Source organism: Labedaea rhizosphaerae (assembly GCF_004362825.1).
In the GTDB taxonomy this organism is placed as follows: domain Bacteria; phylum Actinomycetota; class Actinomycetes; order Mycobacteriales; family Pseudonocardiaceae; genus Labedaea; species Labedaea rhizosphaerae.
In genome coordinates this window covers 74885-97787 of record NZ_SNXZ01000006.1, presented here as the reverse complement: position 1 = coordinate 97787, position 22903 = coordinate 74885, and the positions used below count along the sequence as shown (strand labels likewise).

General features: G+C 71.1%; 23 protein-coding genes. 11 read left to right on the top strand and 12 right to left on the bottom strand.

What is annotated here, in order from left to right; all coding sequences use genetic code 11:
- Positions 1 to 49 precede the first annotated feature (49 nt).
- Positions 50 to 508 (top strand): hypothetical protein, encoded by a 459-nt coding sequence (locus EV186_RS29360; RefSeq protein WP_133852723.1) that lies wholly within the window; start codon positions 50 to 52, stop codon positions 506 to 508.
- A gap of 303 nt (positions 509 to 811) precedes the next feature.
- Here the strand turns inward: EV186_RS29360 and EV186_RS29355 are convergent, their stop codons facing one another.
- From EV186_RS29355 to EV186_RS29345, 3 genes are all read right to left on the bottom strand, one after another.
- Positions 812 to 1681 (bottom strand): glycosyltransferase family 2 protein, encoded by an 870-nt coding sequence (locus EV186_RS29355; protein ID WP_133852722.1) that lies wholly within the window; start codon positions 1679 to 1681, stop codon positions 812 to 814.
- 24 nt (positions 1682 to 1705) lie between these two features.
- The gene (locus EV186_RS29350) at positions 1706 to 2839 is read right to left on the bottom strand and encodes a glycosyltransferase family 4 protein (protein ID WP_133853086.1); all 1134 of its coding nucleotides are present in this window, start codon (positions 2837 to 2839) and stop codon (positions 1706 to 1708) included.
- A gap of 75 nt (positions 2840 to 2914) precedes the next feature.
- Positions 2915 to 3955 carry a glycosyltransferase family 4 protein gene (locus EV186_RS29345; protein ID WP_133852721.1) on the bottom strand — a complete coding sequence of 347 codons (1041 nt, stop codon included), beginning with the start codon at positions 3953 to 3955 and terminating at the stop codon, positions 2915 to 2917.
- Positions 3956 to 4008: 53 nt separating this feature from the next.
- On the opposite strand from EV186_RS29345, the gene EV186_RS29340 reads away from it, so the two are divergent.
- From EV186_RS29340 to EV186_RS40230, 5 genes are all read left to right on the top strand, one after another.
- Positions 4009 to 4962 (top strand): glycosyltransferase family 2 protein, encoded by a 954-nt coding sequence (locus EV186_RS29340; RefSeq protein WP_133852720.1) that lies wholly within the window; start codon positions 4009 to 4011, stop codon positions 4960 to 4962.
- A gap of 163 nt (positions 4963 to 5125) precedes the next feature.
- Positions 5126 to 7597: a glycosyltransferase gene (locus EV186_RS29335; protein ID WP_243754353.1), complete on the top strand. Its 2472-nt coding sequence runs from the start codon at positions 5126 to 5128 to the stop codon at positions 7595 to 7597.
- Positions 7590 to 8672 (top strand): glycosyltransferase family 4 protein, encoded by a 1083-nt coding sequence (locus EV186_RS29330; RefSeq protein ID WP_133852718.1) that lies wholly within the window; start codon positions 7590 to 7592, stop codon positions 8670 to 8672. Before EV186_RS29335 ends, EV186_RS29330 begins: the two co-directional genes overlap by 8 nt.
- 57 nt (positions 8673 to 8729) lie before the next feature.
- Positions 8730 to 9722 carry a hypothetical protein gene (locus tag EV186_RS39540; RefSeq protein ID WP_208115853.1) on the top strand — a complete coding sequence of 331 codons (993 nt, stop codon included), beginning with the start codon at positions 8730 to 8732 and terminating at the stop codon, positions 9720 to 9722.
- Between the two features lie 565 nt (positions 9723 to 10287).
- On the top strand, positions 10288 to 10716 hold the full coding sequence (locus EV186_RS40230; protein WP_133852717.1) for a VOC family protein: 429 nt from the start codon (positions 10288 to 10290) through the stop codon (positions 10714 to 10716).
- An 87-nt stretch (positions 10717 to 10803) separates the two neighbouring features.
- On the opposite strand, the gene EV186_RS29315 is transcribed toward EV186_RS40230, so the two are convergent.
- The 4 genes from EV186_RS29315 to EV186_RS29300 are packed head-to-tail and all read right to left on the bottom strand — an operon-like array spanning position 10804 to position 12461.
- Positions 10804 to 11265 carry a hypothetical protein gene (locus EV186_RS29315; protein ID WP_133852716.1) on the bottom strand — a complete coding sequence of 154 codons (462 nt, stop codon included), beginning with the start codon at positions 11263 to 11265 and terminating at the stop codon, positions 10804 to 10806.
- A 28-nt stretch (positions 11266 to 11293) separates the two neighbouring features.
- On the bottom strand, positions 11294 to 11659 hold the full coding sequence (locus tag EV186_RS29310; protein WP_133852715.1) for a VOC family protein: 366 nt from the start codon (positions 11657 to 11659) through the stop codon (positions 11294 to 11296).
- Positions 11656 to 11865 carry a hypothetical protein gene (locus tag EV186_RS29305; RefSeq protein ID WP_133852714.1) on the bottom strand — a complete coding sequence of 70 codons (210 nt, stop codon included), beginning with the start codon at positions 11863 to 11865 and terminating at the stop codon, positions 11656 to 11658. The genes EV186_RS29310 and EV186_RS29305 overlap by 4 nt, the downstream gene beginning before the upstream one ends.
- Positions 11865 to 12461 (bottom strand): TetR family transcriptional regulator, encoded by a 597-nt coding sequence (locus EV186_RS29300; protein WP_133852713.1) that lies wholly within the window; start codon positions 12459 to 12461, stop codon positions 11865 to 11867. Before EV186_RS29300 ends, EV186_RS29305 begins: the two co-directional genes overlap by 1 nt.
- Before the next feature lie 67 nt (positions 12462 to 12528).
- On the opposite strand from EV186_RS29300, the gene EV186_RS29295 reads away from it, so the two are divergent.
- A complete protein-coding gene (locus EV186_RS29295; RefSeq protein WP_166659384.1) occupies positions 12529 to 13230 on the top strand; it encodes a tyrosine-protein phosphatase in 702 nt (233 codons plus the stop codon).
- On the opposite strand, the gene rfbD is transcribed toward EV186_RS29295, so the two are convergent.
- Both rfbD and rfbB read right to left on the bottom strand, forming a co-directional pair.
- Entirely contained in the window at positions 13214 to 14116 is a 903-nt protein-coding gene (rfbD, locus tag EV186_RS29290; RefSeq protein WP_133852711.1) for a dTDP-4-dehydrorhamnose reductase, read from the bottom strand. The genes EV186_RS29295 and rfbD overlap by 17 nt on opposite strands.
- Positions 14113 to 15105 (bottom strand): dTDP-glucose 4,6-dehydratase, encoded by a 993-nt coding sequence (rfbB, locus tag EV186_RS29285; RefSeq protein WP_133852710.1) that lies wholly within the window; start codon positions 15103 to 15105, stop codon positions 14113 to 14115. Before rfbB ends, rfbD begins: the two co-directional genes overlap by 4 nt.
- Positions 15106 to 15240: 135 nt before the next feature.
- Here rfbB and EV186_RS29280 point away from each other — a divergent pair, with 135 nt between their 5' ends.
- Both EV186_RS29280 and EV186_RS29275 read left to right on the top strand, forming a co-directional pair.
- Positions 15241 to 16923, top strand: coding sequence for an LCP family protein (locus EV186_RS29280; protein WP_243754352.1), 1683 nt, complete (start codon positions 15241 to 15243; stop codon positions 16921 to 16923).
- Positions 16924 to 16981: 58 nt separating this feature from the next.
- On the top strand, positions 16982 to 18220 hold the full coding sequence (locus EV186_RS29275) for an LCP family protein (protein ID WP_243754351.1): 1239 nt from the start codon (positions 16982 to 16984) through the stop codon (positions 18218 to 18220).
- Here the strand turns inward: EV186_RS29275 and EV186_RS29270 are convergent.
- Entirely contained in the window at positions 18217 to 18705 is a 489-nt protein-coding gene (locus tag EV186_RS29270; protein ID WP_133852708.1) for a hypothetical protein, read from the bottom strand. The genes EV186_RS29275 and EV186_RS29270 overlap by 4 nt on opposite strands.
- Positions 18706 to 18744: 39 nt before the next feature.
- Between EV186_RS29270 and EV186_RS29265 the strand changes: the two genes are divergently transcribed.
- Together EV186_RS29265 and EV186_RS29260 are read left to right on the top strand one after the other, a co-directional pair.
- Entirely contained in the window at positions 18745 to 19425 is a 681-nt protein-coding gene (locus EV186_RS29265; protein WP_133852707.1) for a TIGR03089 family protein, read from the top strand.
- A gap of 27 nt (positions 19426 to 19452) precedes the next feature.
- On the top strand, positions 19453 to 20265 hold the full coding sequence (locus tag EV186_RS29260; protein ID WP_133852706.1) for an SDR family NAD(P)-dependent oxidoreductase: 813 nt from the start codon (positions 19453 to 19455) through the stop codon (positions 20263 to 20265).
- A gap of 3 nt (positions 20266 to 20268) precedes the next feature.
- On the opposite strand, the gene EV186_RS29255 is transcribed toward EV186_RS29260, so the two are convergent.
- Both EV186_RS29255 and EV186_RS29250 read right to left on the bottom strand, forming a co-directional pair.
- Positions 20269 to 21240: a hypothetical protein gene (locus EV186_RS29255; protein WP_133852705.1), complete on the bottom strand. Its 972-nt coding sequence runs from the start codon at positions 21238 to 21240 to the stop codon at positions 20269 to 20271.
- Positions 21237 to 22679, bottom strand: coding sequence for an FAD-binding protein (locus EV186_RS29250; protein WP_133852704.1), 1443 nt, complete (start codon positions 22677 to 22679; stop codon positions 21237 to 21239). Before EV186_RS29250 ends, EV186_RS29255 begins: the two co-directional genes overlap by 4 nt.
- Positions 22680 to 22903 lie beyond the last annotated feature (224 nt).

Genomic DNA, 22903 nt, shown 5'->3' with positions numbered 1-22903 from the left:
GCCTACTCTTGCCGTACCGAGCGGGACACGGGACATGGGGAGGCCGGGGATGGACCCTCGCGAGCGAGCCGAGGCCGCGTTGGCCAGGGCCCGCGCCCGTGGCTCCTATGTGGTCACCCCGGATGACGCCGTCTCACCGATGGACGCGAAGAGCACCCTGCAGATCCCACGCTCGGTGATCTTGGCCGCCGCCCGGATGGACGACGACCCCGAGGCGACCATGGTGGTGCCCGCTCCGCTGGCCGGAGCGCTGGGCGACGACCGAACCACGTCGATGCCGTCGCCGGCGGCGCCGCAGAACTACGGGCAGGACACCGACGCATACGAGTCCTACCCGGACTACGCGGACGACAACCCGCTCACGCACTCGCCCCGCACGCAGCCGCTGTACCTGCAGCAGCCGCCGCGCCGGGAGCCGGAGACCGTGCACGAGGAGCAGGACGGCATCATCCCCACGACCACCACGGTCACCCGCCGCACCCTGGCCCAACGCCTCAACGGCGAGTAACCCCTGCCCGGTTTGTTCGGTGGCGGGCAGGGACCTTCAGGCCTCGTCGGTGGTTTGGACCAGCAGCCGGATGAGTCGTTGTGCATGGCGGAACCCATTGGCGCGGCTTCGGCCAGCACGTGGTCGGTTGAACCGCTCGGCTTTGCCGTTGGGCTTTGCCGTTGGTTCGTGGCCAGTAGCGGCGGGTGAACCGGGCCTGAGCGCCGATCTCGGTCAGCGCGTCGCGCCAGGCTGCGCCGCGGGTCTGTGGCCGTGGGGCGGCTTGGCGGAGCGGTCACGTACGAGGAGGTACGGAGCGGGTGGTCAGCGGTCGCCGCGGGTTTCCAGTTTCAGGCGCAGGGCCAGGCCGGCCTTGATGGCGGCCAGGACCGGGGCCCACTGCGGGCCGCGGTGGCGGTCGGCCAGGTACTGGTAGGCGCTCGCGTGGTGGGCCGCCAGCATCTTGGCCGACGCGCGTTGGGTGGCATGCCCGCCCAGGTGGACGACCTGCGACGACGGCACATACACGTTCTGCCAGCCGGCCTTGCCGAGGCGGTCACCGAGGTCGACGTCCTCGAAGTACATGAAGTACCGCGGGTCGAAGCCGTCCACCGAGTCGAACGCGGTACGCCGCAACAACAGGCACGAGCCCGACAGCCAGCCGGCCGCGCGCTCCCGCACGTCCGTGTCGGACTGCTTGTACGCCACCGACCACGGGTTGCCGGGCCACAGCTTGCCGAGCGCGCCGTGCCCGATTCCCTTGCCCAGCGAGGGAAGCAGCCGCGCGGACGGGTAGGTGCGCCCGTCCGGCTCCTTGATCAACGGACCGAACGCGCCGCCGCGCGGCCAGCGCGAGGCGGCCTCCAGCAGCTCGTCGAGCGAGTCCGGCAGCCATTCGATGTCGGGGTTGGCGACGACGACCCAGCCGACGTCGTTGCCGAGCTCCGCGACGCCGCGGTTGGCCGCGCCGCCGTAGCCGAGATTCTCGCCGGTCGCCAGGAACCGCACGTTGTCGCGCTCGGCCGCGGCCCGCTCGGGCTCGCCGTCGGTGGAACCGTTGTCGGCCAGGACGACGGTGACCGGCCGCGAAGTGGCTTTGGCCAGCGTGTCCAGGAACCGGTCAAGGGTTTCGCCGGGTGAATAGGTGACGGCCACCACCGCCACCCCGTCGCCGTATCGCTCCGCCTCGGTCACGATCCGCCATTGTGCCCGAGGAGGTCAGCGACCCCTGCGGCGCACCAGCCACGCCCGCCCGTAGGCCTCCCGGTGCTGCTCAGCCGACGCATCCCACGAGAAGTCCTTGGCCCGCAGCTGCGCCGCCTCGGCCAGCGTCGCGCGCCGGCCATCGTCGTCGAGCAGGTCACCGAGCCCGACGGCGATGTCGCCCGCGCCGACCCCGCAGTACGCCACCGCCTCGCCACCGACTTCGGGCAACGACAGCCGCCGCGTGGTCAGCACGCACGCGCCGCACGCCATCGCCTCGAGCACCGGCAGGCCGAAGCCCTCGCCGAGGCTGGGGTAGGCGACCACTTCGGCGCCGCCGAGGAACCCGGCGAGCCGCTCGAACGGCAGGTACCCGGCCCGGATCACCCGCAGCCGGTGCGGCGCCGCATCCAGGGCGCGCTCGATCTGCGAGTCCCAGCCCGGCTGCCCGGCCAGCACCAACGCGGGCGGGTTCGCGCGACCACGGCAGGCCGTGACGAAGCCGCGGATCAGCGACGGGACGTTCTTGCGCGGCTCCAAGGCGCCCAGGAACGCGACGTACGGCGTCGAGTCGTCCAGGCCGACCAGCGAACGCGCCTCGTGCACCTCCTCCGGCGACGGCGGGTGGAAGCGCTCGTCGTCGACACCGTGCGGCACCACCTGCAGCATCCGCAGCCGCGCTCGGGCGACCCTGGCCAGCTCGGCCGCGGTGGCGGTGCTCGGCACGACGCAGAGCTCGGCACGCGCCAGCGACGTGCGGGTCCAGCCGCGGAAGAAGCGGGCCTTGACCGACGAGTGCAGCACGGCATCGGTGAAGAACGTCGCGTCGTGCAAGGTCACGACGGACGCGACCGGGTTGGCCAGCGGCATCGTGTAGTGCGGGGAGTGCACGACCTGCACGCCGAGCCGGCGCACCAGCCGCGGCAGCGTGGTCTGCTCCCAGGTCAGCCGCGCGGTGCGGGTGGCGACCGATTCGGCTGTGGCCAGCACGCGTGAGTGGGGCGCGATCGTCTGGTAGAGCGCCTGGTCACGCGGCTGGCACACCACGCTCAGCGGCGCGCCCGCCCGGTCGAGGGCGGCCACCAGCGAGTCGACGTAGCGCCCGACGCCGCCGCGGTCGGCAGGCACCGCGGTCGCGTCGATGAGCACGCTGGGTTCCACCGTCGGCACGCCCTGAAGACTACGACGCGGTGTCCCCCGATCGAGCGGCAACGGGGGAAATGCTCACCGGGTTGGGCTGCGGTAGAGCGACCGGTAAAGCGACCACAGCGCCGCCGCGGCCGCATCCCAGCTGTAGGTCTGGGCCCGCTGCCGTGCCCGCTGCACCCGTTCGGCGGTCTCGGCGGGTTCGTCGAGCACCCGGCGCAGGGCCGCGGCCAGCGCCTCCGGGTCGCCGCGCCGCGCGGTCAGGCCGGTGCCGCCCGCGACCTCGACCAACGCCGGCGCGTCCGAGTGGACCACGGGAACGCCGAGCGCCATCGCCTCCAGCAGGGGCAGGCCGAAACCCTCGGCGAGGCTGGGCACGGCGAGCACGGCCGCCCGGCGCAGCACGACCGCGAGCTCACGGTCGCTGAGCCGGCCCAGGACGATCGCCCGGTCGCCCAGTTCGACGGCGCCCCAGCCCGCCGGCCCGGCGATCACCAACCGCAGTTCGGGCACCTTCGACATCGCCTCGACCAGCACGTCGAGGCCCTTGCGGGGTTCGCGTGTGCCCACGGCCAGCACGTACTTGTCGGGCAGCGCCAACGAGCTTTCGCCTGCGTCCTGCAGCGCCGACGACACCCCGTGCCCGATGACGTGGACGGGCGCCGGCCCCGGCGCGTACTGCGCCAACTCGGCGGCGACGGCCTTGGTCGGCACCACGACCGCGGACGCCGTCGTCGTGTAGCGCTTGATCATCGCCCGGTGCCACTGCGCGCCGCGTGGGGTCAGCGTTTCGGGATGCGTGAACGGGACCGTGTCGTGGATGGTCACCACCAGCGCCCGGCCCCGGCGCGGGCGCGGCGGCGCGAACGGGGTCGGCGCGTGCACGATGTCGCCACCCGGCCACAGCGGCAGGCCACGTTCCCAGGCTAAGGTCAAAGCCTTGCGCGGCAACGGAAGCACGCGGCCTGGTGTGCCCCGGTGGTAGGCGGAGACGCCCGACAGCGACCAGTCGGCGGGCAGCGACCGACGCAGCGCGGCCATCAACTCCGCCGTGTACCGGCCCGTGCCACCGGGCACGGGCGCGAACAGCTGCTCGGTGAGCACGACCAGGGCAGGCACAGGATCAGCCTGTCAGACGGGATCAGCCTGTCAGAACGGGCCGGCAGCTCGGAATGGACCAGTTCACCAGTGCGGTGCTGCCGTACCGTGACCCCGTGGCAGTACGGACCACGGTGGTCGTGGTGACCTGGCGGGGCGCCGAGCACGTCGGCCAATGCCTGGCGGCACTGGACGCGCAGACCCGCGAGCACACGCTCCTGGTGGTGGACAACGCTTCCGACGACGGCACCGCCGCGTTGATCGAGGGCCGCACGGTCCTTCGCCTGCACCGCAACGCGGGTTACGCCGGCGGTCTGGCCCGCGCGATGTCCATGGTGGACACCCCCTACGTCGCCTGGCTCAACGACGACGCCGAACCCGCGCCCGGCTGGCTGGCCGCGCTGGAGGACGCGCTCGACAACCACCCGCGCGCCGCCGCCGCGAGCGCGCGCCTGGAGCACGCGGACGGCACCGTCCAGTCGGTCGGCGTCGGCCTGACCCGCCTCGGCTACGGCGCTGACCTCGTGGACGGCCTCGCCGACGGCACCGTCTTCGGTTTCTGCGGCGGCGCGGCCCTGCTGCGGGTGGACGCGCTGACCCAGGTGGGCGGGGTGCCGGCCGAGTTCTTCTGCTACTACGAGGACACCGACACGTCGTGGCGTCTGCGCCTGGCCGCGTGGGACGTCCTGGCCGTCCCGGAGGCCGTCGTCCGCCACAAGCACGGCGCGACCACCCGGCCAGGGTCCCGCCAGTTCCACCTGTGGAACGAGCGCAATCGCTTGCGCATGCTTCTGCGCTGCGCACCCCGGCTCATCGCCCTGCGCGAGCTGGCCCGATTCGCGGTGATCACCGCGCTGTTGCCGTTCCGCCCCGGCGACCAGCCGCCCAACTACCGGGTCGCGCTCCGGCTGCAGGCGCTGGCGGGGGCGCTGCCCTACCTCTTCCGACGGCCCCAGCCGGGCCCGCGCGGAGCGGTCTGGCGCCATTGGGCCGGCACGGACCGCAATTCCAGCAATTCCACTCTGTAGTTGACAAGGTGCACACCGTCACCGGCTCCGTCCAGTTTGCCACAGCCTCGAACCCCTGTTCGATGACACGATCGGGTGAATGGTGGCGAGCGCCCCCAAGCTGACGGTTGGCGTGCCATCGGGCAGGCTGTACCGCACGCGCGAGCTTCGAAGGAGGGGTGCGGTGGCCCTGCCCAAGGTGTCCGTCGTCGTGGTCAACTATCGGGGCGCCGACGACACCCTGGCGTGCCTGCGCGCCCTGCGTGAAGACCTCGACTACCCCGCCGACCGGCTCGAACTGGTCTGCGTGGACAACGCCTCCGGGGACGGCGGCGCCGAGCGGATCGCGGGGCTGGCCGACGTCCGGCTGATCCGGTCGGCCGAGAACCTGGGCTTCGCGGGCGGCTGCAACCTCGGCGCCGAGCAGGCCACCGGCGACGTCCTCGCCTTCCTCAACAACGACGCCCGGCCGCACCCGCAGTGGCTCAAGGCCGCCGTCGAGGTGTTCCGAAGGGAACCCGGCGTCGGCGCCGTCGCCTCGAAGGTCCTGAACTGGGATGGCACCACCATCGACTTCGTCGACGGCGGCCTGACCTGGTTCGGCATGGGCTACAAGCGCTTCGCGGGAGAGCCGGACGACGGCGCGCACGACGACCCGCGCGACGTCCTGTTCGCCACCGGCTCGGCCATGGTCGTGCGCCGGAGCGTCTTCGCCGAGCTCGACGGCTTCGACGACGACTTCTTCATGTTCTATGAGGACGTCGACCTCGGCTGGCGGATGAACCTGCGTGGCTGGCGCGTGCGCTACGAGCCGGCTTCGCTGACCTTCCACCGCCACCACGCGTCGATGGCCAAGGCCGACACCGGCGACGGGGCCCGCGAGCTCTACCTGCTCGAACGCAACGCCCTGGCCACGCTCTACAAGAACTACTCCGACGAGACGCTCGCCAAGGCCCTGCCCGGCGCTCTCGCGCTCGCCGTGCGCCGCGCCACCGCCCGCGGCGAACTCGATCCGACCCAGCTCGAGATCAACCGCCAGGCGACGCCGGACACGACGGTGCCCGCGCCCGCGCTGGCCGGTTTCCTGGCCATCGACCAGTTCGTCGAGCTGATGCCGAAGCTCGCGGCCAAGCGCAAGCAGATCCAGGCCACCCGCACCCGCACCGACGCCGACCTGCTCGGCCTGATGCGCAAGGCCATGGAGCCCGCCTACCCGCTGCCCCGCTACCTGGCCGCGCACGACATCCTCGTCGAGGCGCTCGGGCTGGACGAGGTGTTCGGCAGGCCGCGCAAGGTCCTGGTGATCACCGGTGACGCGATCGCCGAGCGGATGGCGGGTCCGGCGATCCGCGCGTGGCACATCGCCGACGTGCTCGCGCAGGAACACGACGTCCGCCTGGTCACCACCAACGCGGGCTCCGCGCCGCCCGAAGCCCGCTTCCCCGTCATGGTCGCGAAGGTCCGCGAGCTGCCGTCCCATGTGGACTGGGCCGACCTGGTCGTCCTGCAGGGCCACGCGCTGGAAATGGCGCAGAGCCTGAAGAAGTCGCCGAAGATCGTGGTCTGCGACATGTACGACCCGATGCACCTGGAACTGCTGGAGCAGGGCAAGGACGACACCGACGAGCAGCGCGAGCTGGACCTCGACGGTGTCACCGACGTGGTCAACAACCAGCTCGAACGCGGCGACTTCTTCCTCTGCGCGTCCGAACGCCAGCGCCACCTCTGGCTCGGCCACCTCGCCGCCATCGGGCGGCTGCGACCGGCCATCTACGACACGGACCCGACCGTTCGCTCGCTGCTCGCGGTCGCGCCGTTCGGCCTGGACGGCAAGCCGCCGCAACGCACCGGACCCGCGATCAAGGACCGCCTGCCCGGCATCGGCGCCGAGGACAAGGTCGTGCTCTGGGCCGGCGGGGTCTACAGCTGGTTCGACCCGCTGACGCTGGTGCGCGCGATGGACCTGATCAGCATCGAGCACGCCGACGCGCGGCTGGTGTTCCTCGGCATGAAGCACCCGAACCCGGACGTGCCCGAGATGGACATCGGCGCGCGCACCAGGGCGCTGGCCGAGCAGCTCGAACTGACCGGACGCCACGTGTTCTTCAACGAGAACTGGGTGCCCTACAACGAGCGCCAGAACTGGTTGCTGGACGCCGATTGCGGTGTCACCACGCACTTCGAGCACGTCGAGACCACGTTCGCGTTCCGCACCCGCGTGCTGGACTACCTGTGGTCGTCGCTGCCGATCGTGACCACCGACGGCGACGCCTTCGCCGACCTGGTCCGGGCCGAAGGGCTCGGCGTCGTGGTGCCGGCCGAGGACCCCGCCGCGCTGGCCAACGCCCTGGTGAAGGTCCTCTACAACCCGGAGTTCGCGCAGGCCTGCCGGGAACGGATCGCCGTCGTCCGGGAGCGGTTCACGTGGGAGACCACGCTCGCGCCGCTCGTGGAGTTCTGCCGCGACCCGCGACCGGCCGCCGACCGGTTGCCCGGCGCGAAACCGCTGGTGCGCAACGCTCCTCTCGGCCGGTTGGCGGCCTTGCGCCGCGACGCCGCACTGGTGCGCGAATACCTGGACGCGGGCGGGCCGAAGGAGCTGGCGAAGCGGGTGACCGGGCGGGTGCGCAAGCTCGCGCGGGGCACGGATGGCTAGGCACCTGCGGGTCCTGCTGGACGGCACACCCCTGCTCGGCGACCGGACCGGGATCGGCCGCTACACCGCGTCCCTGGTCGAAGAACTGGCTTCGCGCAACGACGTCGACCTCCGCGTGGTGGCGTTCACCCTGCGCGGCTGGCGCAAGCTGCGGACCGTGTTGCCGCACGGTTCGCAGGCCCGCGGCATGCCGGTGTCGGCGCGGCTGCTGCGCCAATCCTGGCTGCACACCAACTTCCCGCCGATCGAGCTGTTCGCCGGGTTCACCGACGTGGTGCACGGCACGAACTTCGTGCTGCCGGTGGCGATGCGCGCGCGGGGCGTGCTGACCATCCACGACCTCGCGTTCCTCGCCTCGCCCGAGGACCTGCCGCCCGGTGATCGCAACCTGCCCGCGCTCGTGGCCAAGTCGGCCGCGCGGGCATCGGTGGTGTGCACGCCGACCGAGGCGGTCGCGCAGACGGTGATGGAGCGGCTGGGCGTCGGCGAGGACCGCATCGCGGTCACCCCGCTCGGCGTGGACCCGGCGTGGTTCACCGCGCGCCCGCCGACCGACACCCTGCGCACGCGGCTCGGCCTGCCGTCCGAGTACGTCTTGTTCGTCGGGGCCGCGGGTCCGCGCAAGTCGCTGGACTGGCTGCTCAAGGCCCACGAGGCGGCCGCGGACCTGCCGCCGCTCGTGCTGGCCGGACCGGGGCACACCCGCATCACCGACCGGGTGCTGCCGCTCGGCTATCTGTCCGATGTGGACCTCCGCAGCGTGGTCGCGGGGGCGGGCGCGCTGGTGCTGCCCTCGCGTGACGAGGGCTTCGGCCTGCCGGTGCTGGAAGCGATGGCGTGCGACGTGCCTGTGGTGTGCAGTGACCTGCCGGTGCTGCGCGAGGTGTCCGGCGGGCACGCCGCGACCGTCCCGTTCGGCGACGTCGACGCGATGACCGCCGCGTTGCGCGAAGTGCTGGCGGCCCCGCCGACCTTGGCCGAGACGACGGCCCGGCGCGCACACGCCGCGGGCTTCACGTGGCGGCGGTGCGCGGAGCTGACCGTGCAGGCCTATCGAAGGCTGTCGGTGGCCTGAGCTACCGTAGCCGGGAGTTTCTGGGGCTGGGGTTTTGACTCAAAAGGCAGGTTCGTCATGATTGCCGCACTGGGCATAGTCGGCTTGATCGCCATGCTCGCTTTGCTGAACCTGTTCTCCCTCGGGATCCCGAGGATGTACCTGAAGAAGCGGCAGGACTTCAAGAACAACGAACGCGGTCAGCTCGCCATGCGCATGGGCTGGCAGTTCCGCCCGTACGGGCCGGATCTGCTGAACCGTTACCCGTTCCCGCCGTTCACCGAGCGCGGCGACCGGCGGGTGGCGTTCGGCGTGCTCTCCGGCGTGGTCGAGAACGTGCCGTTCGTGGTGTTCGACTTCCAGGTGCGGCGCAAGGTCACCACCTACAACCTGATCGTGCGGCGCGAGGACAACGAGGTCAACACGATCTTCGCGATGCGCCTGCCGGGCACGCCGCCGGCGCTGCGCGTAGCCACCAGGGGCTGGCGCATGGCGATCGGGCGCTCGGTCGAGCCGCAGACGCCGGACTACGAGTTCAACAAGCGCTACCTGCTCGACGACACCGACCCGGCCGCGGCGAACATGGTGCTGACGCCGCAGTTCATGGCGATCATGCGCGACTGCGGCTTCACCAACATCACCATCCACCGCGACGAGCTGGTGTTCTCCATCCGCAACCTCACGCGCACGACCGCGGAGGACATCGTCGCGCGGGTGCAGCAGCTGGCGGCGCTCGTGCACACGATCCCGCACGAGGTGATGCAGGGCGTGCAGGCCGGCCCGCCGCCGGTCAGCGCGCCGACGCCAGTGCAGCAGCCGCCGCAGCTGCCGCAGCTGCCGCAGCCCCCGATGCCAGGGCCGCCGATGCCGGTGCCCGCGGCCGCTTACCCGCCGCCCGGTCCCGGCTACGGGCCGCCGCCTCCTGGGTACGGCCCGCCGCCTCCGGGCTATGCGCCACCGCCCGGGTACGCACCTGCGCCGGGGTACGGGCCGCCGCAGGGCTACGGCCCGCCGCCGCCCGGTTATGGTCCGCCGCCTCCGGGCTACGGTCCCCCGCCCGGCCGCTGGTAGCCCACCCCTCCGCCTCGGCGTGTCCCCCGCTCCCGCTGGGCGTGTCCCCCGCCCCGACTGAGTGTGTCCCCCGCTCCAGCCAGGCGTGTCCCCTGTTCCGGCCGGGCGAGTCCTCCGCTCCGGCTGGGCGAGGCCCCTGTTGGGGGGTGTTCCACGTTGGGTTCGTGTGGGGTGGGTTGGCTGCGACTTAGCCTCGGGGTGGGCGGCGGAGCCTTTCGGAGCGGCCAAACGTGACTCCGCGTTCCGGCTGAGCGTGTCCCCGGTTCCGACCGGGCGTGTCCCCTGCTCCGGCTAGGTGTGTCCCCCGTTCCGGCTGGGTGTGTCCCCCGTTCCGGCTGGGTGTGTCCCCCGTTCCGGCTGGGTGTATCCCCCGTTCCGACCGGGCGTGTCCCACACTCGCGCCCGGCGAGTCCCCCGTTCCGGCTGGGTGTGTCCCACCTTCCGGCCGGGTGTGTCCCCCGTTCCGGCCGGGCGTGTCCCACACTCGCGCCCGGCGAGTCCCCCGTTCCGGCCGGGCGTGTCCCACAGTCGGGCTTGGCGTGTCCCACGAGGTGGAGGTGGTCGCGTGAGCGAGTCGGCACACGGCACGGTGCACCACGTCGAGCTGTGGGTGCCCAACCTGCAGCGAGCGATCGACTCGTGGGGCTGGCTGCTGGAAGCGTTGGGGTACAGCGCGTTCCAGAGCTGGGACGGCGGCCGCAGTTGGCGGCTCGGGCCGACATACGTGGTCATCGAGCAGTCCCCGGCGCTCACGGCCGACCAGCACGACCGCTGCCGGCCGGGGCTGAACCACCTGGCCTTCCACGTCTCGACCACCGCGGCGGTGGAGGAGCTGACCGCAGGCGCCGCGCAGCACGGCTGGCGCTCGATGTTCCCCGAGCGGCACCCGCACGCCGGTGGCGAGCAGCACTACGCCGCCTACCTGGAGAACGAAGACGGCTTCGAGGTCGAGCTCGTCGCGAGCGGCTGGCGTGACAGTGACGGACCGCCCTGACCGCTTCCCGTCGGGGCGCCCCGCCGGTTGCGATGCTGACCGGAGCTCACCAGCGGACCTGAGTGCCGGAGGTGCGAAGCCTGTGCGCTACTTGATGGGCCGGAACGGCAGGTTGCCCAGCGCGGCCAGCACCTCGCGCCGTGGCTTGGCACACCCGTCGACCGGGATGAACGGGGCGATCGCCTGCCGGTCGGCGGTGACCAACGCCAGGTAGAACGGCAGCAGGTACTCCGTGGTGCACGGGCCGGTCTGCTCGGTCGCCGAGGGCAGGCGCAGGGCCGCGAGCAACTCGGCCGGCGGGCCGTCGGCCCGCTCGACCCGGACGTGCGTCGCGCCGGATTGGGCCGGTGGTCCCATGACGCACTCCAGGACCCACGACACGGTGACGTCCGCCGGGACCGCGGACTGCTCGGCCGGCAGCTCGGGCACCTCGGGCGGCAGCTTCGCGCAGAGGTCCGCCGACGTGACGTACGGCTCGACCGGCCCGGCGGGTCCCGGCGCGCTGACCGGCTGCGCGCAGGCGGCGGCCAGGAACAGCATCGCTGTCACGGCCGCCAACCTGCGCACACCCCCAGTGTCACTCCGGCGACATCAGCTCGTACAGGTTTTGGGCCGCATCACGGAAAAAGACGCCACGCGCGGCAAACGGGTGATCGGTCAACCCGTTGGTCCAGTCGTGCGGGCGGTTGCCGAACGGGATCTTGTTGGCGCGCAGGTGATCCACTGCGGCGTCGAACGTGGCCGGGTCGACGTCGAAGGCCAGGTGCATCGGCTGCGGCTCGTCGACTGTCATGAAGTCGAGCGTCAGCTGCTCGTTGATGCGCACCGGCGCGAAGTGGCGGTTGGGCCCGTCGTAGGACAGGCCGAGCACCGCTGCCAGGAATCGCGCCTCGGTCTCGTTGTCGACGGCCGGGACGATCGTGTGGTTCAAGGTGATCGTCATGCCATAGCTCCATGGAGGAACGTCTCGGCGAGGGCGCAGCCGGGGATCATCGGGTCCGTCGTGCGCCGAGCCGCGGCGCTGAACAACGCGGCGAGCTGGTCGGGCGGGAAGTTCGTCGTCGCGGCGGCGAGCAGGATCGCCACTTCCCGGTCCCGCTCCGCGCCGTCGCGGATGGCGGCCGCCTCTTGGGCCAGTTCCTCGCGCATCACTGCTTCACCGCCCCGTGCAGAAAGACGTCCACAATGGACTCCTTGGCCAGCTCGTCGCCGTCCTGGCGGGCACGGGCGAACAGGAAACCCATGAAGATCGCCGCCGCCTGGTCCGGCGGCAGGCGCAGGCTCGCGGCGTCCGGCTCGAACAGGCCCGCCATCGCCTCGCGGATGGCGTCCATCGACCGCTCGCGCGCACCCGGCTCCGGCCGGCCCCGCGAGGGCTCCCCGTGACCGGACGCGAGCATCGCCCCGACCACCCGGCCCATGCGCTCCAGGTGAGCCTGCAGGGCGTCGGCCGCCTCGACGAGGCGGTCGGCGAGGGGCTGGTCGAGGGGGATCGCGGCGATCTCGTCGACCGCGCGGTCGATCCGCACGGCCTGCGCGACGCACGCCCGCAGCAGTTCTTCCTTGTCGGCGAAGGCGCGGAAGATCGTCGCCTCGCCGATGCCCGCCGCCTTCGCCACCTGTGCGGTGGTCACGGCCGCGCCGAACTCGCTGACCAGCGGAATCGCCGCCTGGACGATCATTTCGCGGCGCTGTTCCGGGCTCATGGCCGGGGCGCGCCGACGCGGTGGTTCTTGGCTCGTCATGCGCTCCACCGTACGGAGTGAGTACTCACTCCGTCAACCTGACCGTCGTTCATGCGTCTTTGCGACCATGAGGGATCTTGCGTGGGACGGGAGCGTCAACGCCCGCGACCTGGGTGGCCTCGGCCGGCTCAGGCCGGGCGCGGTGGTGCGGATGGAACAACCGGCACGGCTGAGCACGGACGGGTGGGCGGCGGCCTGGGCGTACGGCGTCCGGACCGTCCTCGACCTGCGCGACGAGGGCGAAGGCGATCCCGACCAGGCGGCGCGGCCCGCGGGGATCACCACCGTGCAGGTGCCGCAAGACCCGGTCGGCACGCCGTTCTACGAGCACTGGCAGAAGATCGACAACCTCGCGTCGCCGCTGTACTACCCGGCGATGCTGGCCGAACACCCGCGGCCGGTCGTCGCCGCCGCGCGGGCCATCGCCAACGCCGCACCGGGATGCGTCGCCTTCCACTGCGCCGGCGGCAAGGACCGGACCGGCCTGCTGACGGTGGTGCTGCTCGCCCTGGCCGAGGCGGCACCGGACGACATCATCGCCGACTACCTGCTGAGCTACGAACGGATGAAGGCCCGCTACGCGGAAAGCGGCGCCCGCGACCAGCTCACCGCCGTGACCGAATTGCTCGCCAAGCACGGCACGACCATCGAGGCGTCGCTGACCGCGACCATTTCCTCGTTGTCGGCGCCGGATTTCCTGCTGGCGAACGGCCTTCTCGACACCGAGCTCGACGCCCTGCGGGCTCGGTTGCTCAGCGCGCCCAGCTAGGCACGTCCGCCTTGGTCAACGCCTCGCGCCACGGCGCCAGGGGCGGCAACCCCGCCGACCGCCACTCCGCGTCGGACAACACGCTGTAGGCCGGACGCGGCGCGAGGCGCGGGAAGTCCTTGGTGCCACACGGTTTCACCCGCTCGGGATCGAGGTCCAGCTCCTCGAAGATCGCGCGGGCGAAGCCGAACCACGTCGTTTCGCCGCCGCCGGTGGCGTGCAGGATGTGCCGCGTCGGCGCGTGCCCGGTGGCGATCCGCTCCGCCAACGCGACCAGCCCACGGGCCAGGTCGCCGGACCACGTCGGCGATCCGCGCTGATCGTCCACAACGGTCAGTTCGTCACGCTCGGCAGCAAGGCGGGCAATGGTTTTCACGAAGTTGTTGCCGTGCGCGCCGTACATCCAGGCCGTGCGCACGACCCACGCCCGCGCGCCCGAGCCGAGCACGGCCCGCTCCCCGGCCAGCTTCGTCACGCCGTAGATCGACTGCGGCCCAACGGCATCGTCGGCGGCGTAGGGCTTGGACGCGTCGCCCGGGAAGACGTAGTCGGTCGACACGTGCACCAGCGGCACGCCCCGCGAGGAGCAGACCGCGGCGAGAACCCTTGGCGCGTCGGCGTTCACGGCGAAGGCCGCGTCCTGGTCCTTCTCGGCCATGTCCACGGCGGTGTACGCGGCCGCGTTGATCACCACCGGCTTGCGGCCCTCGTCGCGCGCGCGGGTGGCCAGCTCCGACACGGCTTCGATCACCGCCCCGGCTTGGCGGACATCCAGATCGGCCGAGCCGGGCGCCGAGACGTACGCATCCGAGGGGGCGTGCAAGACGAGGTCACGACCGAGCTGACCGTGTCCCCCCGGAACCAGCAACGCCAAACCGAAGCTCATGCCTTGACCAACTCCGCCCGCTCCTTCAACGGCTCCCACCACGCCCGGTTGTCCTTGTACCACTGGACGGTCCGGGCCAGTCCGTCCACAAACGACACCTGGGGTGTGTAGCCCAGCTCGTCGCTGATCTTGCTGATGTCCACCGAGTACCGCCGGTCGTGACCCTTGCGGTCGGCGACCTTGCGGACCATCTCCTCGCCCACCCCCACGGCCTCCAGCAGCAACGTGGTCAGCTCGCGGTTGGTCAACTCCGTGCCGCCGCCGATGTTGTAGATCTCGCCCGGGGTTCCGCCGTCGGCGACCAGCTGGATGCCGCGGCAGTGGTCGTCCACATGCAACCAGTCACGCACGTTCAGCCCGTCGCCGTAGAGCGGAACCTGCTTGCCGTCCAACAGGTTGGTCACGAAGAGCGGGATGACCTTCTCCGGGAACTGGTACGGCCCGTAGTTGTTCGAGCACCGCGTGATGACAACCGGCAGCCCGTAGGTCCGGAAGTACGACCGGGCCATCAGGTCCGCGGACGCTTTCGCCGCCGAATAGGGCGAATTGGGCTCCAGCACGTGGTCTTCGGTCCACGAGCCGGTCTCGATCGAGCCGTACACCTCGTCGGTGGACACGTGCACGAACCGCCCGACCCCCGCGTCGAGCGCCGCCTGCAACAACACCTGCGTGCCAAGGACGTTCGTCATCACGAACGAGGCGGCGCCCGTGATGGACCGGTCCACATGGGTCTCGGCCGCGAAGTGCACGACCACGTCGATCCCGGACATCACGCTCAGCACCGTGCCGGGATCGCGGATGTCACCCTTGACGAACGAGTACCGCGGGTTGTCGGCGACCGGCGCCAGGTTCTCCTCGTTGCCCGCGTAGGTCAGGGCGTCGAGCACCACGACGTCGGCGTCGGCGAGCGTCGGGTAGGCGCCGGACAACACCTGCCGCACGTAGTGCGAGCCGATGAAACCCGCCCCTCCGGTGACCAGAACCCGCATCCCGTTACTCCATCCGTCTCAATCCCGGTGGCATGAGTCTGTCACGAGACAACCTCGTGACGTTCTTGTGCGTTGTTACCGGCACAGCACCCGGAAATCTCAGTAATGTGGACTCTGGGGCAGGGAGGAGCGTACGTGTCGGAACGTGCGCCGGAGGACGAGCGTTCACCGGATGAGGTCGGGGCCACCACGGAGCCAGCGCTGACACCAGCGTCCGTGCCGGTCCCGCGTCGCCGCTCGCCGGTGGTGCGGGTCGGCCTCAACTCCAGCCGGTCACTCTTCGCGCTCGTCTCGGCGGCCGTGCTGGCCACGACCGGGTACTACTGGTGGAACGTCGGCAACCCGAACGACAACGTGGTGACCACCGACGTCATCGACCAGCAGGGGATCGACACGCCGCAGGGCAAGCCCCTCGACGGCGCCGTCGACATGCTGCTGGTCGGCATGGACAGCCGCACCGACGCCTACGGCAACCCGCTGCCCGACGACGAGATGGCCTACCTGCACGCGGGCATCTCCGACGGCGAGCGCAACACGGACACGATGATCCTTGTGCACATCCCGATCGACGGGACCCGCGCCACGGCGATCTCGTTCCCGCGCGACTCCTGGGTCGAGCAGGCCGGCCCCTACGGCAAGCACAAGCTCAACTCGGCGTTCGTCTACGCCTACAACGACACCCGCAAGACCCTGATCAACAAGGGCGACACGGACGAGAAGGACGTCGACAAGAAGGCCACGATCGCCGGGCGCAAGAACCTGATCAAGACCATCGAGAAGCTGACCGGCGGCACGGTGTCGATCGACAAGTACGCCGAGGTCAACCTGGCCAGCTTCTACGAGATCACCAAGGCCATCGGCGGCGTGCAGGTGTGCCTGAAGAAGCCCGTCAACGACGTCAAGTCCGGCGCGCACTTCAAGGCCGGTGTGCAGACGGTGTCCGGGGCGTCGGCGTTGTCGTTCGTGCGCCAGCGCTACGGGCTGCCCAACGGCGACCTCGACCGGATCGTGCGCCAGCAGGTGTTCCTCGGCGCGCTGGCCAACAAGGTGCTGTCGGCCTCCATGCTCACCGATGCGGGCAAGCTGCACGAGCTGCTCGAGGCCGTGAAGCGCTCGGTCGTGCTCTCCAGCAACTGGGACCTGCTCACGTTCGCCCAGCAGATGCAGGGCCTGAGCAGCGGGAACATCAGATTCACCACGATCCCCACGCTGGGCAACGCCGTGATCGGCGGCGCGGACGTGATCAGGGTCGACCCGGACGCGGTCAAGGCGTTCGTCGGCTCGATCACCGCCGACGAACGGGGTCAGCCGCACACCACGACGTCCGGTAGCTCGTCGGTCACCACGACCGGCTCACCGACGTCGAAGACGAACACGACCGCGCCGGTCGAGCCCGCCGGGCAGGACCAGGCCACGGTCGCGGTCGGTCAGATCACCGTGGACGTGCGCAACGGCTCCGACCAGCACGGGCTGGCCGCCAAGATCAGCGGCGAGCTGACCACGCTCGGCTTCCAGCAGGGCCTGATCGGCGACGCGCCCGTCCAGCCCAAGACGGTCGTGGAGTACGCGCCCGGCGACGAGCAGGCCGGCCGCCAGGTGGTCACCGAGCTCGGCGGGACCGCGTCGTTGAAGGTGAACAGCAGCCTGATCTCCGGACACGTTCGGGTGATCCTCGGCAAGGATCACGAGGACGGGCGCAGCGGTCTGACCGGCCCGGTCAACCTGCGCAAGGCCCCCACCCCCGGTGACACCACCACGACCAGCACGAACGCGCCGACGGACTCGATCCAGGCCGGCGCACTCACCTGCGTGAACTGAACGGGCTGTCAGTACCGGCGGTTAGCCTTGTCCCGGGAGTCACGACAGGGGGAATCTCGTGGAGCAACCGGACCGGAGAGCCGCGCGGGCCGCGATGGTGGGCGGCCGGGTGCTGGTGGCCCTGGTGTCGGCGGCCGCGCTGGTCGCGGCGGGCGTGGCGTGGACGCGGCTGAGCCAGCTGTCCGACAGCGTGAACACCACCGACGCGCTGGCCGAGGTGGAACACCAGTCGCCGGTGGGCGCGCAGCCGAAGAAGGACGACGGCGCCGAGGACCTGCTGCTGGTGGGCAGCGACACCCGCACCGACATGCAGGGCCGCCCGCTGTCGGCGCAACAGCTGCGTGAACTGCGGACCGAGGCGTCGGCCGGGCTGAACACCGACACGATCATCCTGATCCGCATCCCGCACGGCGGCGGCAAGAGCTACGCGATCTCCATCCCGCGCGACACCTACGTGAGCATCCCGGGCCGCGCCCCCGACAAGATCAACTCGGTGTACGGCGTGCGGAAGTACGCCGCCGAGCAGGAGTTGCGCCGCTCCGGCGCGACCGACCGCGCGGTGATCGAGAAGAAGTCCGCGCAGGCGGGCCAGGCGGCGCTGGTCGAGACCGTGCAAAACCTGACCGGCGTGCACGTGGACCACTACGCGGAGATCAGCCTGTACGGGTTCTACCTGCTCACCGAGGCGGTCGGCGGCGTCGAGGTGTGCCTGAACCACGCGACCGTCGACCCGGACTCCGGTGCGAACTTCGCCGGCGGCGTGCAGACCGTGAGCGGCAGCGACGCGGTCGCGTTCGTGCGGCAGCGCAAGAACCTGCCCCGCGGCGACCTCGACCGGATCGTGCGGCAGCAGACGTTCCTGGCCTCGGCGATGCGGAAGATGTTGTCGGCGGGGACTTTGACGAGCTCGAGCAAGCTGAACGCGTTGGCGGAGGCGGTGAACAAATCCGTGGTCACCGACGGCGGGCTCAAGCTGATCGATCTCGTGGAGCAGGCGCAGTCCCTGGCGTCGGGCAACGTCGGGTTCGTGACGATCCCGGTGACGTCGGGCAACGCGCACAACAGCCGCGGGCAGAGCATCGTGAGCGTGTCCGTGCCCGCGGTGCGCGCGTACGTGGCCGGTCTGGTCGGGCAGAAGGCGTCGCCGTCGGCGCCGATGACGACGCCGACGGACGTCAGCGACGGGCCGCCGCCCCCGAAGCCGACCACCACGACGACCGGGAACGGGTTGGCGGGCGGGCATTTGCTCGCCCTCGACGCCGCCCTCAATGCCGCCGCGCCGCGCTGCGTGGACTAGCCGACGCGCTTGTAGACGATCGGGCCCGGTTCCGCGGAGCTGTGCACGGTCATCGTGTTGCCGTCGGCGCTGAGGTCGGCCGTGATGTGGGCCGGGGCGGTGCCCTGGGTGGAGATGAGCAGGATGCGGAAGTGCTTGTCGCCGAGCCAGACGAACTGCCCCTTGGCCGTCCGGCCGTCCTGGGCGAGCGTGATGCCGCCGTCCTTCGCCACGTGGGCCATGATCGGCTTGCTCGTGGTGTCCTGGCGCCAGTCACCGGCCAGCGACTCGAGCGGGTCGGGTTGCTCCAGGGTCTTGGTGTCGATGGCGGGCAGGCTGGTCTCGCCGCCACCCACACCCGGAACACCCGGAACGCTCGAGCCGGTCGTGGTCGCCGTCGTGGTCGTCTGCGGGTGCGCCGACCCGGTCGTGTCGCTGCCGCACCCGCTCACCAGCAGCGCCAACAGCACGGCCGCCGACCCGGCCACCGCCATCGAAGATCGCATGAGCCCTCCCTGACCCCTGTGGATTTGTACGATTAAACAGTGACCGTTACCGAGCGCCTGTTCCTGCCCCTGCTGACGAACCCGGCCCGCCCGGTGATCACCCACTACGACGACGCCACCGGCAGCCGCGTCGAGCTGTCGGGGGCGACGCTCGCGAACTGGGCCGCGAAGACCGCGAACTGGCTGACCGAGGAGTACGACGTCGAGCCGGGCGATCCGGTTTCCGTTGTGCTGCCCGCGCATTGGCAGACCGCGGGCGTGCTGCTCGGCGCGTGGTGGTGCGGCGCCCACGTGATCGCCGACCCGGCCGGCGCACGGGTCACCCTCGCCGGGCCGGCCACCCCGATCACGACCAGCGGCGTCCTCGCGCGGGTTTCCTTGCACCCCATGGGACTCGAGCTCGGTGACGTGGCCGACGGCGTCGACTACATCGGCGAGGCCCGCCTGCACGGCGACCAGTTCCTTGCCCTGCAAGACGTTCCGGACGACACCCCGGCCCTGGCGGGCGCCACGGTGGCCGAGACGGTGGCCGCGGCGCGCGCGGCAGGCATCCCGGCCGAGGCGCGCGTCATGTCCACACTGGACTGGACGGTGCCGGACGGGGTCATCCGCGGTTTCCTCGCCGTGCTGGCCGCGGGCGGGTCGCTGGTGCAGGTGTCGAACCCGGCCCGCCTCGACGCGCACCGCGCGGCCGAGCGGACGAACCACGACCTCTCGTAGTAACTTACCCTCGGTAGGGAGGCCAACATGAGGTCGTTCAAGAACAAGGTCGCCGTGGTCACCGGTGCGGGCTCGGGCATCGGCCGGGCCCTGACCGTCCGGCTGGTCGCCGAGGGCGCACGCGTCGCCGCATCGGACATCGACGCCGAAGGGCTCGCCGAAACCCTGCGACTGGCCGGGGCCGAGGCCCGCGGCTACGCCCTCGACGTCGCCGACCGGGATGCGGTCTACGCGCACGCTTCGCAGGTCGCCGCCGACTTCGGCGCGGTCAACCTGGTGATCAACAACGCCGGGGTGGCCATGAAGGGCACCATCCGCGAGATGTCCGACGAGGACCTGAACTGGGTCATGGACATCGACTTCTGGGGTGTCGTGCACGGCACACGCGCGTTCCTGCCGCACCTGATCGAGTCCGGCGACGGGCACGTGGTGAACCTGTCCAGCGTCTTCGGCCTGATCGCGGTCCCGACCCAGGCGGCCTACAACGCGGCGAAGTTCGCGGTGCGCGGCTTCACCGAGGCCCTGCGCCAGGAGATGGAGCTGGAGAAGCTGCCGGTCGGGGTCTCGTGCGTGCACCCCGGCGGCATCAAGACCAACATCGCCCGCAACGCCCGCAGCACCGACGCCGCCGACAAACCCGAGGAGATGGGCCGCAAGTTCGAGCAGGTCGCCCGCACCACGCCCGAGTCGGCCGCCCGGACGATCCTGGCCGGGGTGCGCCGCAACCGAGCGCGGATCCTGGTCGGCCCGGATGCGTACGCGATCGACGCGCTCCCCCGCCTGCTGGGCTCGTACTACCAGGAGGTCGTCAAGCGCGGCGGCCGCAGCCTGCTGAAGTAGGCGTCAGCCGAGGATCAGCTTGATCTTGACCAGCTCGCCCGCGCGGCCGTACTCCGCGTAGACCGGGTACCAGCCGTCGCCGTGCGGTGTCATGGCGAACAGGAGCTGCGCGCCGCCGACCTCCGTGGTGCCGGAGACGGTGGCCGACGCGCGCACCTCGCGCATCACGCGCCAGTGGTGCGAGTGCGGCCGGTAGTCCACGGCGATCTTCTGGTCCGGGTGCGCCTGCTGCCACGAATCCAACTGGCGCAGGCGTTCCATCGCGTCGGCAACGTCCACATCGGACCAGCCGTAGCCGTTGTCCACCCGGAACGCGCCGGTCGCCGCCGCGGCCCGTTCCTGGTCGCGGCCCCAGAACGCCACGTCCGCACGCCCGTCGATGGGTTCGTCGTGGCGCCACTCGGTCAACGCGTCCGCATCAGCGATGGCATAACGGGCCCAGTCGACGAAGATCTCGCCGATCCGCTGCCGCGACACCACCTCGGCATCGGCCACGTGGATCACGGCCTGCGCCTGCTCACCTTCCTGCACGGAGTAGACCGGCAACGCGCGATCCGTTGGCACACCGGCGATCGCTACCACCGGAACACCGAACATGATGAAGCTGCCCGGCGCGCAACGCTGCACCCGCGTGCGGTGCGGCACGCGCTCGGTGCGCTGCATCCGCGCGGTGAAGCCGTGTTCGCGGCAGTGCTCGGCGAAGGAGGCGGTCACCTTCGGGATCCCGGACGCCGGGATGTCGTAGAGCCACACGCCTTCCTGCCGGTCGAACGAACGGGCCGCGGCCTCGGCGTCCGGACCGACGATCTCGAAGTCCCCCGCGCCGCGCACGTCCTCGGGGTCGCTGACGCCGAGCAGCTCCGGGTCCACCTCGGCCGGCGACCCGGTTCCCGACCACAGGCGCAGGTAGCCGCCGTCGACCACGACGAGCAGCCCGGACGGGCACGTCACCTCACCGAGCAGCGCGGGGCTCATGCCCCGAAGATCCCCTGGCCGGGCGTGAGCGTGTGCCGCGGGTCGAACAACGCCTTGTCCGCGGCGAACCGCGGGTAGTCGCCGCCGTAGTGCTGGACCCAGTCCACAGGGGACATCGGCACCGCGCTGACGGGGTACAGCTTCCCGCCGCAGGCCCGCGCCTTCTCGTACAGGGCGCGGTTGCTCTTGACCATCGGATCGACGAGCGCCGGGTCGGCGGCCAGGCGCAGGATGGCGAAGAGGAACGCGATCGGGGTGTCCGGCACCTCGACGTTTGGCCTGGTCAAGAGGTTCGTCTTGATCGGGTACAACAGGATCGGGCCGCCGCCGGTGTCCGCGGTGGTGAGGCTCGCCATCGTGTCGGCGACGTACCTGTCGGTCGCGTCGCCGGGTAGGTAGAGGTTGAGCCACGGGCTCGGGAAGCCGAACTGCTTGAGCTGCTCGACCAGCGCGTAGATGCGGTTGAGCCAGTCGAAGTACGTGACCTCGGAGATGTCGCTGGAGGTCGGCGCGGGCAGCCCGGCGACCTTCGCGGCGTCATCGGGCGCGTCCGGGGCGGTGTAGTAGACGAGGCCTTCGAGCTGGTAGCTCCAGCCGCCGCCCTCGACCGCGTTGACGCTGCCCTCGAGGTAGTCGAAACGCCCGTCGGCCAAGGCGATCCGCTGCGCGGCGGTCAGCTTGGCGACGTCGGCGTAGTTGAGGTGGTACACCCGCGCGGTCGTCTTGGCGGGGATCACCTTCACGGTGGCCCGCACGATGATGCCGAACTGGCCGAGGCCGCCGAGCACCGCGCGGAACAGTTCCGCGTTGCAACTGGCCGAACACGTGACCAGGTCCCCCTGGCCGGTCACGACCTGTAACTCGAGCGCGTTGTCCACCTGTAAACCGTGGTGCGAGGTCGCGCCGCCGACCCCGCCGACGGACAGCGTGCCGCCGACCGAGAGGCCGAGGTAGTCGGTGAACACCGGCGGCGTGAGGCCCTTGGCGGTGGCCGCCCGCGCGAGGTCGAGCCACTGCACGCCGGCGTCGACGACGGCGCCCCGCGGGGAGATGTCGTGGATGGTGGCGAGCGTGCGCGAGTCGATGACGACACCGCCCTTGACCTGCGCCTGGCCGAACGTCGAGTGGCCCTGCCCGCGCATGGCGACCTTGAGCCCGTGGCGGTCGGCGTAGCGGACCATCACCTGCACGTCGTGCACGGACGCGGGTCGCAGCACGGCGATCGGTGTGCGGTGCACGATGTGGCCGTAGTCGTCGGCGGCCTCGGCGAGCGACGCGGGATCGGTGACCAGCTCACCGTCGAGGCCCGGCACCGCGATCGCGCCGTCGGTGCGCGGGTCGGCCTCCGCGACCCAGCCGAACACCGGGTCGAAGGCGACAACGGTTGCGGCGACCGCGGTACCGGCGAGGAACCGACGCCGACCGACTCGCTCGGACATGAGACCGCTCCCAAGGGCTGGCAAGATCAGGACTGAGCCACCCTAGTGATGCCCCGCGGGCTCGGGAACCCTTGGCAGGGTCAGTTGACGGGCTGTGGGCGCTCGGTCACCCGGACCATCCACACCCGCGCGGGGGCGTGTCCCACGCTCACGCGGGGTGTGTCCCACGTTCGCGTCGGGCGAGTCCCACACTCACGTAGGCCGTGTCTCACACTCGTGTGAAG